This is a genomic window from Photobacterium japonica, assembly GCF_050337005.1.
Lineage (GTDB): Bacteria > Pseudomonadota > Gammaproteobacteria > Enterobacterales > Vibrionaceae > Photobacterium > Photobacterium japonica.
Map to the genome: position 1 here is coordinate 70,600 of NZ_JAKJSN010000024.1, position 16,269 is coordinate 86,868.

General features: G+C 49.4%; 11 protein-coding genes and 3 tRNA genes. 4 read left to right on the forward strand and 10 right to left on the reverse strand.

Going from position 1 to position 16,269, the window contains the following annotated elements:
• Window positions 1-40: 40 nt before the first annotated feature.
• The 3 genes from pflB to ycaO all read right to left on the reverse strand — a co-directional run bounded on the left by pflB (window position 41) and on the right by ycaO (window position 6,292).
• On the reverse strand, window positions 41-2,317 hold the full coding sequence (gene pflB, locus L4C36_RS10925; RefSeq protein WP_428477832.1) for a formate C-acetyltransferase: 2,277 nt from the start codon (window positions 2,315-2,317) through the stop codon (window positions 41-43).
• Window positions 2,318-2,513: 196 nt separating this feature from the next.
• Window positions 2,514-4,028: a DUF3360 family protein gene (locus L4C36_RS10930; RefSeq protein WP_428477833.1), complete on the reverse strand. Its 1,515-nt coding sequence runs from the start codon at window positions 4,026-4,028 to the stop codon at window positions 2,514-2,516.
• A gap of 503 nt (window positions 4,029-4,531) precedes the next feature.
• On the reverse strand, window positions 4,532-6,292 hold the full coding sequence (ycaO, locus tag L4C36_RS10935; RefSeq protein ID WP_428477834.1) for a 30S ribosomal protein S12 methylthiotransferase accessory factor YcaO: 1,761 nt from the start codon (window positions 6,290-6,292) through the stop codon (window positions 4,532-4,534).
• 175 nt (window positions 6,293-6,467) lie between these two features.
• Here ycaO and L4C36_RS10940 point away from each other — a divergent pair, with 175 nt between their 5' ends.
• Window positions 6,468-6,791: an ArsR/SmtB family transcription factor gene (locus L4C36_RS10940; RefSeq protein WP_428477835.1), complete on the forward strand. Its 324-nt coding sequence runs from the start codon at window positions 6,468-6,470 to the stop codon at window positions 6,789-6,791.
• A gap of 144 nt (window positions 6,792-6,935) precedes the next feature.
• On the opposite strand, the gene L4C36_RS10945 is transcribed toward L4C36_RS10940, so the two are convergent.
• Window positions 6,936-8,729, reverse strand: coding sequence for an ABC transporter substrate-binding protein (locus tag L4C36_RS10945; RefSeq protein ID WP_428477836.1), 1,794 nt, complete (start codon window positions 8,727-8,729; stop codon window positions 6,936-6,938).
• 201 nt (window positions 8,730-8,930) lie between these two features.
• Here L4C36_RS10945 and L4C36_RS10950 point away from each other — a divergent pair, with 201 nt between their 5' ends.
• Window positions 8,931-9,734, forward strand: a complete 804-nt coding sequence (locus L4C36_RS10950; RefSeq protein WP_428477837.1) for a transporter substrate-binding domain-containing protein — start codon at window positions 8,931-8,933, stop codon at window positions 9,732-9,734.
• A 135-nt stretch (window positions 9,735-9,869) separates the two neighbouring features.
• Here L4C36_RS10950 and grxB read toward each other — a convergent pair whose 3' ends face one another.
• Both grxB and xthA read right to left on the reverse strand, forming a co-directional pair.
• The gene (grxB, locus tag L4C36_RS10955) at window positions 9,870-10,520 is read right to left on the reverse strand and encodes a glutaredoxin 2 (RefSeq protein WP_428477838.1); all 651 of its coding nucleotides are present in this window, start codon (window positions 10,518-10,520) and stop codon (window positions 9,870-9,872) included.
• 70 nt (window positions 10,521-10,590) lie between these two features.
• Complete coding sequence (xthA, locus tag L4C36_RS10960; protein WP_428477839.1) at window positions 10,591-11,397, reverse strand: exodeoxyribonuclease III; 807 nt, start codon at window positions 11,395-11,397, stop codon at window positions 10,591-10,593.
• Between the two features lie 186 nt (window positions 11,398-11,583).
• Between xthA and L4C36_RS10965 the strand changes: the two genes are divergently transcribed.
• Window positions 11,584-11,832: a GlsB/YeaQ/YmgE family stress response membrane protein gene (locus tag L4C36_RS10965; protein WP_428477840.1), complete on the forward strand. Its 249-nt coding sequence runs from the start codon at window positions 11,584-11,586 to the stop codon at window positions 11,830-11,832.
• A gap of 201 nt (window positions 11,833-12,033) precedes the next feature.
• Window positions 12,034-13,005, forward strand: a complete 972-nt coding sequence (locus L4C36_RS10970; RefSeq protein WP_428477841.1) for a glutathione S-transferase family protein — start codon at window positions 12,034-12,036, stop codon at window positions 13,003-13,005.
• Here L4C36_RS10970 and L4C36_RS10975 read toward each other — a convergent pair.
• The 4 genes from L4C36_RS10975 to L4C36_RS10990 form a co-directional block, all read right to left on the reverse strand.
• Window positions 13,000-14,754, reverse strand: a complete 1,755-nt coding sequence (locus L4C36_RS10975) for a response regulator (protein WP_428477842.1) — start codon at window positions 14,752-14,754, stop codon at window positions 13,000-13,002. The two genes, L4C36_RS10970 and L4C36_RS10975, sit on opposite strands and share 6 nt — an antisense overlap.
• A 1,126-nt stretch (window positions 14,755-15,880) precedes the next feature.
• Window positions 15,881-15,965 (reverse strand) — tRNA-Tyr (locus L4C36_RS10980).
• Between the two features lie 46 nt (window positions 15,966-16,011).
• A tRNA-Tyr gene (locus tag L4C36_RS10985) sits at window positions 16,012-16,096 on the reverse strand.
• 53 nt (window positions 16,097-16,149) lie between these two features.
• A tRNA-Tyr gene (locus tag L4C36_RS10990) sits at window positions 16,150-16,234 on the reverse strand.
• Window positions 16,235-16,269 lie beyond the last annotated feature (35 nt).

Here is a 16,269-nt window from a genome sequence, read left to right on the forward strand (position 1 = left end):
TTTGGGCGACATGTTGCCGCCCAAGGGTCAGAATTCTAAATTATAGAGATTCTGTGAAAGTACGTGCGATAACGTCTTTCTGCTGCTCAGCAGTTAGAGAGTTGAAACGCACAGCGTAACCCGATACACGGATCGTTAGCTGTGGGTAGTTCTCTGGGTGCTTAACAGCGTCTTCTAGCGTTTCACGGTTTAGAACGTTAACGTTCAGGTGTTGACCGCCTTCGATGCCAGCTTCGTGGTGGAAGTAACCATCCATTAGGCCTGCAAGGTTAGTACGCTGGTTGTCTTGCTCTTTACCTAGTGCGTTAGGCACGATAGAGAACGTGTAAGAAATACCATCTTTTGCATCAGCAAACGGTAGTTTACCTACAGATGTTAGAGACGCTACTGCGCCTTTCTCATCACGACCGTGCATTGGGTTTGCACCCGGTGCAAATGGTGCGCCAGCACGACGACCGTCAGGCGTGTTACCTGTCTTCTTACCGTACACAACGTTAGATGTGATAGTAAGAACAGACTGAGTAGGAACCGCGTTACGGTAAGTCTTAAGCTTACGGATTTTCTCCATGAATGAAGAAACAAGTTCACAAGCGATGTCATCAACGCGTGCGTCGTTGTTACCGAACTTAGGATAGTCACCGTCGATTTCGAAGTCGATAGCGATACCGTCTTCGTCACGGATAGGCTTAACCGTTGCGTGCTTGATAGCAGACAGTGAGTCAGCCGCTACAGATAGACCTGCGATACCACACGCCATTGTACGGTAAACGTCACGATCCATTAGCGCCATCAAAGAAGCTTCGTAGCTGTACTTGTCGTGCGAGTAGTGGATAGCGTTCAGTGCGGTGACGTACTGTGTTGCCAACCAATCCATGAAGCTGTCTAGGCCAGCCCATACTTTGTCGAAGTCTAGTACTTCGTCAGCCATTGGCGCTTGCTTAGGACCTACTTGAAGTTTTAGCTTCTCATCCACACCGCCGTTGATTACATACAGTAGTGTTTTAGCAAGGTTTGCACGCGCACCGAAGAACTGCATGTGCTTACCGATAACCTGTGGAGATACACAACAAGCGATAGCGTAGTCATCGTTGTCGAAATCTGGACGCATTAGGTCATCGTTTTCGTACTGGATAGATGAAGTATCGATAGATACTTTTGCACAGAAGCGCTTGAAGCCAGTAGGAAGCTGCTCAGACCAAAGTACAGTGATGTTTGGCTCTGGAGAAGGACCCATTGTGTAAAGCGTGTTCAAGAAGCGGAAGTTAGTACGGCTTACTAGTGTACGACCGTCACAACCCATACCACCCATTGATTCTGTTGCCCAGATTGGGTCACCAGAGAACAGCTCATCGTACTCAGGAGTACGTAGGAAGCGAACCATACGCAGCTTCATTACGAAGTGGTCGATCATTTCCTGTGCTTCAACTTCAGTGATCTTGCCAGCCGCAATATCACGCTCGATGTACACGTCTAGGAACGTAGAAGTACGGCCTAGAGACATTGCAGCACCGTTCTGAGACTTAACAGCGGCTAGGTAGCCGAAGTAAGTCCACTGGATTGCTTCTTGTGCAGTTGTTGCAGGACCAGAAATGTCTGCGCCGTATTTCTTAGCCATCACTTTGATTTGGCCTAGAGCACGGTATTGCTCTTGAATTTCTTCACGCAATTGCATGGTCATCTGTAGATCTTCGCCAGATTCCAGTTTCGCTTGTAGCGAATGGAATTGCTTAGCTTTGTCCTTCATCAGGAAATCTACACCGTACAGTGCAACACGGCGGTAGTCACCGATGATACGACCACGGCCGTATGCATCAGGAAGACCAGTCAGAACACCAGACTTACGGCAGTTCATGATATCAGGCGTGTAGATATCAAAAACACCTTGGTTGTGTGTCTTACGGTATTCTGAGTAAATCTTAGAAACCATTGGGTCTAGCTCGCGATCGTACGCTTTGCAAGAACCTTCGATCATGCGTACACCACCGTTAGGGATAAGTGCACGTTTTAGAGGCGCTTCAGTTTGAAGACCTACGATCTTTTCTAGATCTTTGTTGATGTAGCCTGCATCGTGAGCAGTAATGGTAGAGATAACAGAAGTATCGAAATCCACGGGTGCGTGGGTGCTGTTTTCCAGCTTGATACCTTCCATCACCTTGTCCCAAAGCGCAGCTGTTGCTGGAGTCGCTTCAGAGACTAGGAAAGATTCGTCACCTTCATAAGGAGTGTAGTTTTTCTGAATGAAGTCGCGAACGTTTACTTCGTTCTGCCATTCGCCAGCAGCGAAACCTTCCCAAGCTTTAGCAAATTGCTCTGCCATGACATACCTACCTTTTTAGTAGAAAAAATACGTACTGCGTTGACTGTTGAGCCAGCCCGCCCGAGGGCGACAGTACACTTCAAGTAACAATAATACGGATAACCAAATGTCCTGTCAGCAACTAGAACAGCAGATTATTCGTTTTAGTACGACTTATTTTAGAGAAAGGGCAGCGCTAAGCACTGCCCTTGCCAAATTATAGTAGTGCTGGAATGCCGTATTGGCCTTCGAACATACCGACTGCAAGCATTGCAATCACACAGATCACAAGTACACCTACAGGAATCACAATTTTATCCACGAAAGACAGACGCGCTGCGCGCTCTTTATCGCCGATCAAACCGTTGTTGTCTAATAGCATGGTCAGTGCCCATGCTAGCACTGGGTTCACAACCGCAGAGCCGAAGATACAGATACCAGCAGCCTGTGAGCCTTTCGCATCTTTAACCATCTGCATACCCGCTTCCAATAGTGGAAGTGATACACCAACAAGTAGTGCGATACGCATTACTGGTGGCCATACCGCCACATCCATTGGGAAACCAAGGATAGCGATGATCATCACCAATAGACCTAGCAAGATAGAACCTGCTGGGATAGGGCGCTTAGCGATCGCCGCTGGGATCATGTATGTACCCCAAGATGATGTGATGTTACCACCACCTACTGCTGTACCGACCATTTGACGCACAGAACATACCGTCATTGTGTCATCAACATCCATCAGTACGTTATCCGCACCTTTTGGATAGTTTAGCTCTTGGAAAATACGGTGACCCAAGAAGTCAGGAGACCACATTGCCACAGCTAGGATGGCGAAAGGCAGTGACGCAATGAAGTGCTCGGTGTTTGGCAAGCCAAGCATCCAACCTTCTTCTGTGCTGCCCCACCAGTAAACTGGGTTTAGGTTTGGAAGACCCGTTTCGGTCACAAACTTGATATCAAAGCCTGCGCCAAGAACGAGCGCAATGATAAGGCCAGTCGCTGCACAAACAGGGATAGCCAACCAACGCTTGTTCACTTTTGCAAGGAATGCGTAAAGCGCAATCGTCACAGTCAGTACGATCAAGCCAACATAACCCATGCTACCCGCTTCAACAGTCGCAGATTGAAGGCCAACAGCCCACTCTTGGATTGAGGTGATTTGGCTCATGGTACCCGTTAGACCCAAGAAGATCAGCAAGCCACCGGCGGTGCCTTCTGAGGTCAGGTTAACCAGTTTTGAGCCACCTTTCAGGAGGCTTAAAATAAGGCCAAATACGCCGATCAATAGAGCCAATGCAAGAGGGTGCGCACCGGCAAGAGCAATCGTGCCGATAAGTGGGATCATTGGCCCGTGGTTGCCCGCTAGGTTAGCGCGAGGGTTAAATAAACCTGACGCAATAACACAGAACAGCAACGCTGGAATTAGCATTTCTACACGTGCAACTTCGATCGCGAACTCTTTTCCAAGATTAACGTGATCCCAAGCTGCAGTCAGGCCTTCGGCCCACGACATCATTACCGCAGAGTACATTGCGATAATACCAATAGTACCTGCTAGTGCAGGGACAAGATCTTCTAGTTCAAATCGGAAATCACGGCCAGGAAGGTTTAGCTTCCAGCGACGTGGCTTCATGATTTTTAGCTCATGATCAAGATAGTCTGAACGACTAGCGAAGTCAGATGCAGGGCGATGCTGCTCCTGATAACTTCTTTCTTGTGATGACATAAGTGCCTCGTTCTACGTTAAAAAATAATTCTTATTGTTTTGGTGTTATTACGGACTCATAGCCTGAAAGTGCTCATTTCAGGTGCTGCGCTACGGGCATGTAATTAATTTTCACCAAATTTCACAGCAGTTTACCGTTTGTCTACAAGAATGGAATTGATCTCGATCACTGTCACTAAAATATTCTAAGAAGATAACAAAAAAAAATTGAGTGTAAAGAACAATTGTGATCAGGTGTGAAGTGATTTTAATAAAGAAAAATATCAATCAAGGCATGTATTTAGCATGGTTTCTTTGATTTAACCTTATGTTTTGGATGGTCTTTTTGGGTGTGCAAGGGAGAGGCTGGTTGGGCCCGATGTTGGTGATTTTATGAATGACTGTTTGTTGAAAAATTCATCACACAATTAAACTATTTTTGAGTTTTTTCTGTGCAATTTAGTGTAAACAAAATACATCAAATACCGTGCCAGCGAGACGCTGACACGGAAATATTGATCATATTACTGCGCAGCGTGGGCGCGTTTTGCGGTTTGTAGCTTGTGGTAAGACGCCATCAGCTTCTGGTGAGCAGGGAATTGTGTCATGCCCAAGTCACCGGCGGTCAGGCCGTAGAAACGCACGGTGCCTTCAATGGAACCCCATGCCGCTGCCACGGTATCCGCGCCAAACATGCGTTCGAATACGGCTTTATACTGTGCCGGATCGCGGTCTTCATCCAATGCCAATTTCAGGCTAGTGACCAAGCAGCGGAAGAAGCGCGCACGCTCTGCCGAGTAGGTAGACACGTTGTAATCCACACACCAGCTCGCATGTTCAAGCGCCAATTCCAGATCGCCACCGGCCAATGCCAAGAGGGCTTTTAGCTCGCCAATGCGTAAGGTTTGCCACGCATCGCCTGCTTGTGGGACTAAACCAATGATTTCGTACAGACGGTTAAAGTCGTCAAAGCCTTCTTCTTCCAAAATGTGGAACATTTCAGCGTATTGCTCGGCATCCCACTCAACACTTGGCAGTGCCAGCAGGGTTTCACGCAGTTCCATCGCCACGTTGTTGTTAGCTTCAATCAGCTCTTCAACCGGGTAGATTTCAGACCAGCCCGGTACGATGATACGGCAGCAATCAACGCCCAAGTGATCGTAATCAGCGATGTACGCATCCGTACCCTCCGCGTGCAGTTGTCCCATCAGGTGGTTGAATTCTTCTTCTGACGTGCCGCTGAAGTTCCAGTCAACGAAGTCGTAGTCAGCTTCGTGCTTGAACATGTCCCATGACACCAAGCCTGATGAATCGATGAAATGTGTTTCTAGGTTGTGGTGATCGCTCACTTCTTCATCGTCAAATGACGGCTCAGGGAACACGTCCAAATCTTTCAGGCCACGACCTTGTAGAAGCTCGGTCACGGTGCGCTCAAACGCCACTTCAAAGCGTGGGTGGGCACCGAAAGAGGCAAAGCTGGTACTGTTTTCTGGGTTTAGAAGTACCACGCAGATCACGGGGTATTTACCGCCTAATGATGCGTCGTAGCATAGGATTGGGAAACCTTCGGCTTCAAGGGTGTCAATAGAGGCTTTGATGCCAGGGAAGCGGTTGATCACGTCAGCTGGAATTTCCGGCAGGCTGATGCGCTCGGCAATAATGCGGTTTTTGATTTTACGTTCAAACACTTCCGACAACCCTTGGGTACGGGCTTCGGTCTTGTTGTTACCGGCTGACATGCCGTTCGACACGTACAGGTTGCCAATGATGTTCATTGGAATGTACACCGTTTCGTTGTCGCTCTGGCGTTCAAACGGCAGGCAGCAAACACCACGTTCCATGTTGCTGGATTGCAGGTCGACCAAATCGGTGCCCAGTAGCTCCAGAGTTGGATCGTAAAACTGGGTTAAACGCTCATCTAAAATGCCTTCAGGTGGCAGGTTGTCTTCCAGATCAATCGGGAACCATTTTTCATTCGGGTAATGCACGAAATCGCCGTTTGCCACGCCTTCGCCCAAGTAGTAATCGGCGTAGAAGTAGTTGGTCGACAAACGTTCAAAATATTCCCCCAGTGCCGATGCCAACGCCGCTTTTTTCGTTGCGCCTTTACCGTTGGTGAAGTTCATTGGTGCGTCAACGTCACGGATGTGTACTGACCAAACGTTAGGGACAGGGTTCAACCAAGAGGCTTCTTCAATGTTGAAACCTAAGTCTTTCAATTTGGTTTGGAAACGCTCGATAGACACTTCAAGCGCGGCGTCTTTACCGGGAATAAATGTTTGCATAATTGTTCTCGTTGGAAGATGTTGAGTGGCACGAAGTATACCCAATTGTTAACCAGAAACCTAAATGTGATCGCCGTCAATGTGTTTCGTGATGTTGTGACAACAGTGGCTGGTTATGAATTATTTCTGCTACTATCGAACTATTCATCGTTAGCGATTCAGTGAGAGGAAAAACATGGATCTGGATGCGGTTGCCAAAGCTTTAAAAGAATTGGGACACCCGACACGACTGGGCGTTTACAAGCACTTGGTAAAAGCGGGTCATGCGGGGTTGCCGGTCGGCAAGCTGCAAGAAGAGCTGGGGATCCCAGGGTCGACCTTATCACACCATATTTCGGGCTTAGTCTCTGCCGGCTTGCTGAAACAAGAGCGAGAGGGGCGCACGCTGTATTGTATTCCGCAGTATGCGATGCTGGATGGCGTTATTGATTTCTTGCGTGACGAGTGTTGCAGTGCGGCGCCGTTATGTGAATCGGTGTGTGACGATAAGGCCGAATAACCGGTGGTGAGCTTAACGCACAACAGCGGTACCCATTGAATGTCTTATGTGGCGTGAATGGGGTTGAATGCATTGAAGTAGAAAGGGCAGCCGCATGGCTGCCCTTTTTCGTTGTGATTGCTGTCGTGGTTATCGCTGCCGATATCACTGATGCTGTTGTTGCGTTTGTACCGGCTCTGCATCGGGAAGAGCGGAAGACAGCGAGGTTGAATCGGTGGTGGAATTGGAGTCAGAGGCCGCGAGTTTTTTCGGTCGCAACGCCAACACATGCAGCAGACGCTCCGGCACTTGTGGCCAGGCTAATGGGCTGGCGATGGGGTTATTTTCGTTAAACCAGCCTTCAAAGCGTTCGGTGTTGTATTGGTAAAATTGCACCGTGTTATACAGCGGAACGGTGATCTGCAGGCTCGCCGTGATCCGGTTAAGTTGACGAATAATGGCTAAACGCTGATAGGCATTGGTGGCCAATGGAAACTGCGTGAGCAAATGGTCGATTTGCGGATCCTGATAAAAGTGCATTGCATAGCGCGGAAATTGCGACGATTGGTAGTCACTATTGAAGGCGGTATCGAAATACTTGAAGGGTGTGGATCCTTCGGGATAGTTGGTCAGTGCAAGTTGGTATTGGCCGTCTGCTAAGCGTTGCACAAAATCACTGAACTCGCTTTCTTCGGGTTCGACATGGATCCCGATGCGACCTAACATTTCACTGACCAGCAAGGCTGTTGTATTGAAATCTGACCAGCCGTAGGGGGTTAGCAAGGATAATGACAACGGCTCACCAGAGGGCAATTCACGCCAGCCATCACCGTCATGATCCACAATGCCCAGTTTGTCCAAACGGTTGGCCGCAAGGAGCGGATTAAACGTCATGAAAGGCAAATATTTCTCGGTACTGATAGGGTCGACCCAGTTTTTAAATTGCGGACTGACCCCCGACGCATATTGTGACGGCTCACCTTGCCCAAACGCGGCGATATCAATCAAAAGTTGACGTTGAATCGACATGGAGACGGCACGGCGAAAATCCACCTGCTCAAAAACCGCCTGAATCTCTGGATGGGTGGTTTTGAAATTGAACATCAAACTGATGTTACTGGCGGGCGGCAGCCAATACTTAAAGTGGGGTGAAAACGAGGCGTAACGGCGATCAATGTCGGGAATGAAACCGCCACTCCAGTCAAATTCACCGTTAGCAATGCCACGAATGAATTCATCGTTATTGGACACTTTCGGGTAACGCAAACAATCAATGTGGCGTTGGTCGGCTTGCCAGAATTGCGGGTTGGCACATTGCAGGTAGGCGTCGTCTTTGAGCTCGGTAATTTCGGTAAAGGGACCGGTGCCAATCGGCGTGGCATTGGCAAAAGTTGCAATGTCTTTCACTTTTTCCCATTGGTGCTTAGGCACAATGGGCTGCAACACGAGGGTGTACGCCACCAAGGCATTGGGCTTTTTGAGCTTCATGTACACTTCATAGGGGCCGCGTTTTTCAATGTGTTCAAGCCATTGGTTAATGGCATGGGCATCCAATTCGGGGTGTTGCTGCACGAGTGAATAAGAGTAGAGCACGTCGTCGGCGGTAAATGGGGTGCCATCTGACCATTTCACTCCTTCACGCAGTGTAAAACTGATCCCTTTTAAGTCTTTATCCAAGCGGTAATGCACGGCTAAGCGGTACTCTGGCTTGTTATTTTGCAGGGTGTTGAAAATGATCAGGGGTTCAAACATGAATTGGTGTGTCGTGGGCATACTGAGTTTCGAGAACGGATTAAAGTTCGCGATGATATGGTCACGATGCTCCGGCACGATGGTGAGCGTGACCGGATTTTTTGCCGCATCATACGCTGCATAGCTAGCAATAGAAAAGAAAGCGGAGACAAGGATGACGATGCTGTGAAGGCCGACAGTGAATTTTTTAAACAGTACGCTAATCATGGCTTATCCGGTTATCTCGATGCTAAAAGTATTCTATCTAAATAAGCGACTGAATGTATAGGCTTGAATTCAATGACCTAGAAATACTGCGTGATTATTTATGCTGATTATGTGAATTTAAATGAGCGTTATATTTTGTGTTACGCTTTTTGTGTCTTTCAATGTGCTTTTCAATGCGATCGCGGGTAGCAGGTGATAAGAATGAACAAGAGCGTAAAACGGGCGACAGCGTGGATCATGACCGTCTTCTTACTGCTTGGGGGGATATTCTGGGTAGTGTCGGCACAAGAAGAACCCCGCCAGACCGTGACATTTGCGGTAGAAGGCAGTTATCCCCCTTTTAGTTGGACGGAGCCGAATGGTCGCATCATGGGGTTTGATGTCGATATTGCTCGCGCCCTTTGCCGTGAAATGAAGGTGCGTTGCCGGATTGTCGCCCGAGAGTGGCCGGCTTTAATCCCTGATTTGCTCGCTCACCGTTACGATGCCGTGATTGCCGCGATGTCGATGACGGATGTGCGGCGGAAACAGGTGACGTTTACCGATAAATACGCCCAAATACCCAGCCGTTATGTGGCGCACCGCGATACGGTATTAACCTTTACATCTGCGGGATTAACCGGGGTGAAACTTGGTGTGATCCGCGACACCAGCCAAGATCATTACCTGACGGCACAGTTTGGTGATGTGGCGCGTATTGTGCGTTCTGACACCATTGAAGGGCTGCATGCCGATTTGTTTACGGGCCGCGTGGCGGCAGTATTGGCGGATGCGGCCGTTTTAGACAGTGCGGTGCTCAATACTCCGGGCGGAGGGGCGTACGCCTTTGTCGGGCCGGTGTTGCGTGATCCGGCTTGGATCGGGGACGGTTTTGGTATTGCACTGCGGCCGCAAGACGGGCCGTTACAGCAGCGATTGAATGCGGCGATCACGGCGATCCGTGCGAAAGGGATCTATCAAATGTTAGCTGAACCGTACTTTAGCTATGATGTGTACGGTTATTAGCTGGAGCGATGGGGCTATGCTATGGCGTTATTGCGCTATGGATGTATAAAAGAAGCAATTAGGAAGATAAATCAATGACGTAAAAACGCCACGGCAGCATTGCCGTGACGTTGACATCGCAGCGGTGTCAGTGCATTACACGGCGACATCGTCGTACAGCGGGATGCGTGTGAGGGCTGCCACCTCATCGATATACTGGCGCACTCGAGGCGGGAACTGAACGCCGTTGATCACCGTGTGATTACGCAAAACAGGGAACAGATTGACATCGTCATAGCTGAGGCGATTATGGCGCTCAGACGGCAACACCAGCCAATCTAACATGGCGTAAGACGCATTCAACCCCACTACGTATTCATCCGTACGGGCAAAAGCCTGATCAAACGGCTGTTCAATCATGGCCGTCTTGTTGTTGATGAACCAGTCTTTCGCGGCTTGCGAGCCAAACTCGGGTAAATCAATCATCATCCAGCGTGGGAATTGCAGGTTCCCGCTGAATGGGCGTGCTGCATCTGTCCATGCGGCAATACGGGTGTCTTGCTCGGCCGGTGTCAGTTGCGGTTGCCCGTCAAAGGCATCAAGGTAAGCGGCAATATCGAGGCTTTCGGCCATGTAACTGCCATCGTCTTTTTGCAAAATAGGCACAAGGTTATCGCCCACTTTCTCAATGCGTGCTGCCACGTCATGGTTTTGCAGGTATACCCATTCCACATCCATCTGTTTGTAGCCGGCAACCATCATTGCCTTGATACAAAAGGGGCAGTGGTCAAACACGAACAGTTTCATGATCTCTCCTTCATTGATGATTACCGAGCCGACTCTGCGACCCTGTCAGGTTATTGCGTTCTGTTATTGGTTATTCGAAGGTTGACCAGATCGGCGCGTGATCGGACGGTTTTTCGATGCCACGTAATGCGTAGTCGATCCCCGCGTCAATACAGCGCGCGGCCAATGATGGGGTCGCCAAGACCACATCAATGCGTAGGCCACGGTTGTCATCAAAGCCTTTTGAACGGTAATCAAACCATGAATATTGGTCATCTACCGTTGGGTGAAGTTGGCGGAACGTATCCCCAAAACCCCAGCCCAGCAACGTCGCGAGCCATTCGCGCTCAATCGGTTGGAATGAACATTTGCCGGTTTTCAGCCAGCGCTTGGCGTTGGCGGGGCCAATACCGATATCTAAATCCGTTGGGCTGATGTTGATGTCACCCATAATGATCAGTTCATCGTCTGGCGTATGGTGGGTATTCAGATACGTCATCAAATCGGCATAGAATTTTTCTTTCGCGGGGAATTTGGTTTCGTGGCTGACGTTATCCCCTTGTGGGAAGTAGCCATTGAGTACCGTGACGTTTTTGCCGTTCTCTTGGGCAAAGGTCGCCATGATCATGCGGCGTTGTGCGTCTTCGTCATCGGTCGGAAACCCTTTACGCACCTCAATGGGAGTCTGTTTGCACAGCATGGCCACGCCGTAGTGGGCTTTTTGGCCGTGGAAATACACCTTGTAACCCATGGCTTCAACGTCTGCGAGCGGAAAGGCCTCATCGTGCACTTTGATCTCTTGTAGACCGATGATGTCAGGCTGGTGCTTGTCGATGATCGCTTGAAGTTGGTGAAGGCGAGCGCGTAATCCATTGATGTTGAAGGAAATGACTTTCATTATTTAATTCCAATATAGCGTCGGCAGCAAGGCCGGAGTCCGGAATGATCCCTCACGTATCCATGAGGTGACAGGAATGGAAAAAATACTAACACACATTGTGAGCGTGAAGTGAAACGTCGAGGGGAAAAGATCTCGTCTATGCTCAACGGTAATGTATGAACCGTCATGACAGAGGAGAAAACAATGGGGATTCTTTCGTGGATCATTTTGGGGTTGCTGGCCGGTGCGCTGGCGAAGTGGTTGATGCCAGGCGATGATGGCGGGGGTTGGATTGCCACCATGGCGCTGGGCATCGGTGGTGCGTTTGTTGGCGGTTGGGTTGGCTCCTTCATTGGTCTTGGGGCGGCCACGGGGGTGAACATCGGTAGCCTCATTACTGCTACGTTAGGGGCGTTTATCTTATTGTTCGTTTACAACAAGTTTATCCGCTGATGGGGGGATAGACAGCGCATACGTTGCATAGCATCCGCTCTTAACGGCGAGCTGGCGGGGTCATCACTTGTTCGATTATTTTGATTAAGTTGGTTTAATTTACCCCGCCGACATTCACCGTCTTCCTGCCTATACTGCTTGTCATTAATGATGATGTAGACAAAAACGTGATTCAGTCACTGACAGCGCGAGGACGGCAAAATGGGTAAATTAGTGCAGGGTGTGTGGCATGACGTGTGGTACGACACCAAAAATAATGACGGGAAATTTGTCCGTGAAGATGCGGGTTTTCGCCATTGGTTAACACCAGAAGGTGAAGCGGGGCCAGAGGGCCAGCAGGGCTTTCCGGCGCAATCGGGGCGCTACCATCTGTATGTGTCACTGGCGTGTCCGTGGGCACACAGGGCATTGATTTTACGCCAGCTAAAAGGACTGGCTCCACACATCGGTGTTACAGTCGTGAGCCCGGATATGCGTGAGCAGGGTTGGGCGTTTGATCAGCCAGAGCCGCATTATGGCTTCGATTTTTTGCATCAGCTATACACGAAAGCCAAACCGGATTACACCGGCCGCGTGACGGTGCCTGTGCTGTGGGATACGCAAACACACACCATTGTGAGTAACGAATCTGCCGAGATCATCCGCATGTTTAATACCGCATTTAATGGGCTGACAGGCAATACAGCGGATTATTACCCGGCGAGTTTGCAAGAGGAGGTCGAACAGTGGAATGCGCTGATCTATCCGGCGATCAATAACGGCGTGTACCGTTGTGGCTTTGCCACGACGCAAGAAGCTTACGATCTGGCTTTTGATGCACTGTTTGCGGCACTCGATACGGTGGACGCGCACCTCGCGACACACCGCTACTTAGCAGGCGATCAGATCACCGAAGCGGATTGGCGTCTGTTTACCACACTCGTGCGATTTGATGCGGTGTATGTTGGTCATTTCAAATGTAATAAACAGCGTATCGCCGATTATCCGCACTTACAAGATTACCTCAAAGCGCTCTACCAACAACCGGGCATTGCCCAAACGGTCGATATTCCCCACATTAAACGCCATTACTACGTCAGCCATACCACCATTAATCCAACAGGCATTGTGCCGTTAGGGCCAGAGTTAGATTTCACCTCTCCCCACGGGCGTGACGGCGAAGCCGCACTATGAGATTGACGGTATCGGGGGCGGTAAAAAGGCCGTGATGCGCTTATTACGATTCAGGAGGTGATTGAATGAGGGCATGCGCGGAGGCTGCTGATGGGTACCGTTCGATGGCCTTGTGTTCCACGTTGGTGCATTGATGGTGTGTACGGCGGCAATTTCACGCCATTGTACAAGCAGGCGTTGTCGCCAGTCTGCCAGGTTATCCGGTAATGGCATGGCGCTAATGGCTTGCAGGGCATGGCTATCGCATGCTTGGCCGAGGGCTAATTGGCATTGTAAGTAACCCAAATTGGCTTCGCTGCACAATGGATAATGTTGCAATATGGCTTTATAGCGGCCAATGGCTTGATGTGGCGCCAGCGTCAGCAGGGTATGGGCATCATGCAGTTGGCTTTCTAACGGCGAAATGGCTTGGATCAACACGGTATTTTGCTTCAGCGCCTGTAGGCGCTGAACGCTGTGATCATCAAATTGGTCACGGCTGGCCAATACACGGCGACATGCCGCGATCAATTGGGTTTCACCCAAATGTAACAACAGCGGCAACACATCGGCCAGCACCACGGAAGGTAAGCGTGAGAGCTGGTTGAAGTATCTCGATAACCCCACCATCACACGGCGTTTTGCTTTCAGCGCTTGTTGGTTACCCAGCTGCAAGCGCGCCATCATTATATGCCCGTAACAGGTCAGGTAAGGACGCTGTGCCGGTAAGATCCGCAGCGACGCTTTATGATCAATCCCTTTTAAGGCCTGCTTGAGTTCACGGCGAAACGCCACCGACGAATGTGCAAAGTACGTGCGCTCAAAAATGGCAAAGTATTTGGCTAAGCTGACAATCCAGCCCACATCAATGATGGATAAATGGTTGGCGAGTGTGCGTCCAGTTTTGATCAGCAGTGCCACATTATCGGTATAAGCGGCAAGCGTGGCGACGGTTAACACGCGGTGCTGGATGCTGGGGGTAAAGGCCTGCGCTTCTTTTGCTATCTGTAACGCTCGGTGATATTGCCCGCTTTGCGTGAGGTAATCAGCCAAATCATCATATAACTCAAGCTGTAACGGCGTGCGGGTAATCTGTGCTTCTATGCATGCAATCGCCTGTTGGTGATCGCCGCGTTGGTGGTGACAATATGCGGTGAAGCGTTGCCACTGTGCACTTGGAGGGTGTGTTTTCCATTGTGTGAGCGAGGCGAAGAGCGCCTCCCATTGCCCGGTTTGACGCAATAACGCCCACAGGTGTTCGGCTAATTTAGGTTGATAGCCGGTGCGCGACAAGGTCTGCTGGCATAGCGTGATAGCTGAGGTGATATCTCCGCCAGCAATGGCATCGTGAATAGGTTGGCGTTGCATGACATTGTGCAAGGTGGTTGTCAGGGCTTTTTGTACCCGTTGCGTGGTAATGGGCTTGGTGAGAAAGCCATCTGGCGCCATGGTTAAACCGGTGAGGATCACTTCTGTGCTGCGATCGCCAGAAAGCATGATAATGCCACAATGTGTTGTGATGTGCTGACGCTTTTTCAGTAAGTGGAGCAGTTCCGGGCCGGTGATCGGGCCATCTAAATGGTAATCGACAAACAAAAGGTGATAGGCGTGTTTGCGGCATTGACTGATCGCTTGGCGGTGATCATGGGCGATGTCGACCGTTTTAACGCCGAGTGTGTGCAGGACGCTTTTGAGCATCATTGCGGCGCTGGGTTGATCATCAACGATGAGTATGTGAGCCGATAGCGGCAGTGCAGTGGGAGTCGACATATCCTTGTCCGAAACACAGAGTATTGATCTTAGTGTAGAAGGCGGACAGTAAAAGCGATAATGCGTAGGCAAGGAATGCGAGTAACTAGCAGCTTTTTCAGTGAGCATCCGTGCTTTTGGGCTTTGCTTGGGATAGTTGGGATTGGATCATTGGCTGTATCGTTATCCGCGCAAACGTGATGCATTCGTGGATACCATGACCATGCTTCTGGCCGGTTGTGTCTCACGCATAGATGACAGCATTTTTTTCCTGACCGCCTGTAAGTGCTCATCGTGTTTTTGACGGATAATAGCACGGACTCTTTTTTTATCTTGGCTCATGGTTTATTTCATTCGAATGTAGGTTTCGCAGGCATTACAGTAGTAAATGGCTCGGTAGAAGAAACGCTGAAATAGGCTGCGTTTTACTTTGATAAGCGCAGGGTGGTGGCAAGTGGTGTTGTCGTGACTCATGGTATTGACCGTGTGATGTTGAGAAAAAAAAAGAGAATCCGTCCTCTCAAAATGCACAGAAAAGATGCAGTAAAGCAGCATGCCTTAAGGGCTATCAATCATGCTTTTCGTTGTTCACACATAAACACGTGTACAAAGTATGGTGTGTATAGCGTGGCAACGACGTCGTTATCTTAGTGCTTATTCCTAAAAGGAATGAAGTTATAGTCGGATTATAAAAAGCATGATGAATCTATATGCAGGTGAAAATAAAGCACATTAAAATCAATGCATTAAGGTGTTATATAATTCGATTGTCAGTGACTTATTAATTTATATCAGTGTGATAATAGCGTTATGGTGCCCCAAATATGAGGATTATGAGGGGGGGCCGTGATGCTGTGATGTAAGTGTTGGCATCGTTCGGTGGAGTAAAGGGTAAGCGAAATAAAGGCGGTATTAAGGGGGGAGATGTACGACAGTGGGGGCTTAGGGAAGAAGATGAGTAAGTAGCATGTTCTTCATTCTGATGACTTGTTCTGGATGCGTGGCAGTGGGCAATCGAGATAAGGCACACAAAGACAAGGTGCATGATAGGGAAAGCTTTGGCGGTTAAAAAATCAGGCGTGAAATAACGGTGGGCAAAATAGCAGGCACAAAAAAAGCCAGTCGCTTGCGCAACTGGCTTGAATGATGGTGGAGGGAGAAGGATTCGAACCTTCGAAGGCAGAGCCGTCAGATTTACAGTCTGATCCCTTTGGCCACTCGGGAACCCCTCCACAGGGCGTTTATAGCCAGAAATGCCAAAGCACTTCTTTAGAATGATGGTGGAGGGAGAAGGATTCGAACCTTCGAAGGCAGAGCCGTCAGATTTACAGTCTGATCCCTTTGGCCACTCGGGAACCCCTCCACGGGGTGTTGCATTGTTACAGCCAGAAACGCCGGRGCATTTCTTTAAAATGATGGTGGAGGGAGAAGGATTCGAACCTTCGAAGGCAGAGCCGTCAGATTTACAGTCTGATCCCTTTGGCCACTCGGGAACCCCTCCACGGGGTGTTRCATTGTTACAGCCAGAAACGCCGG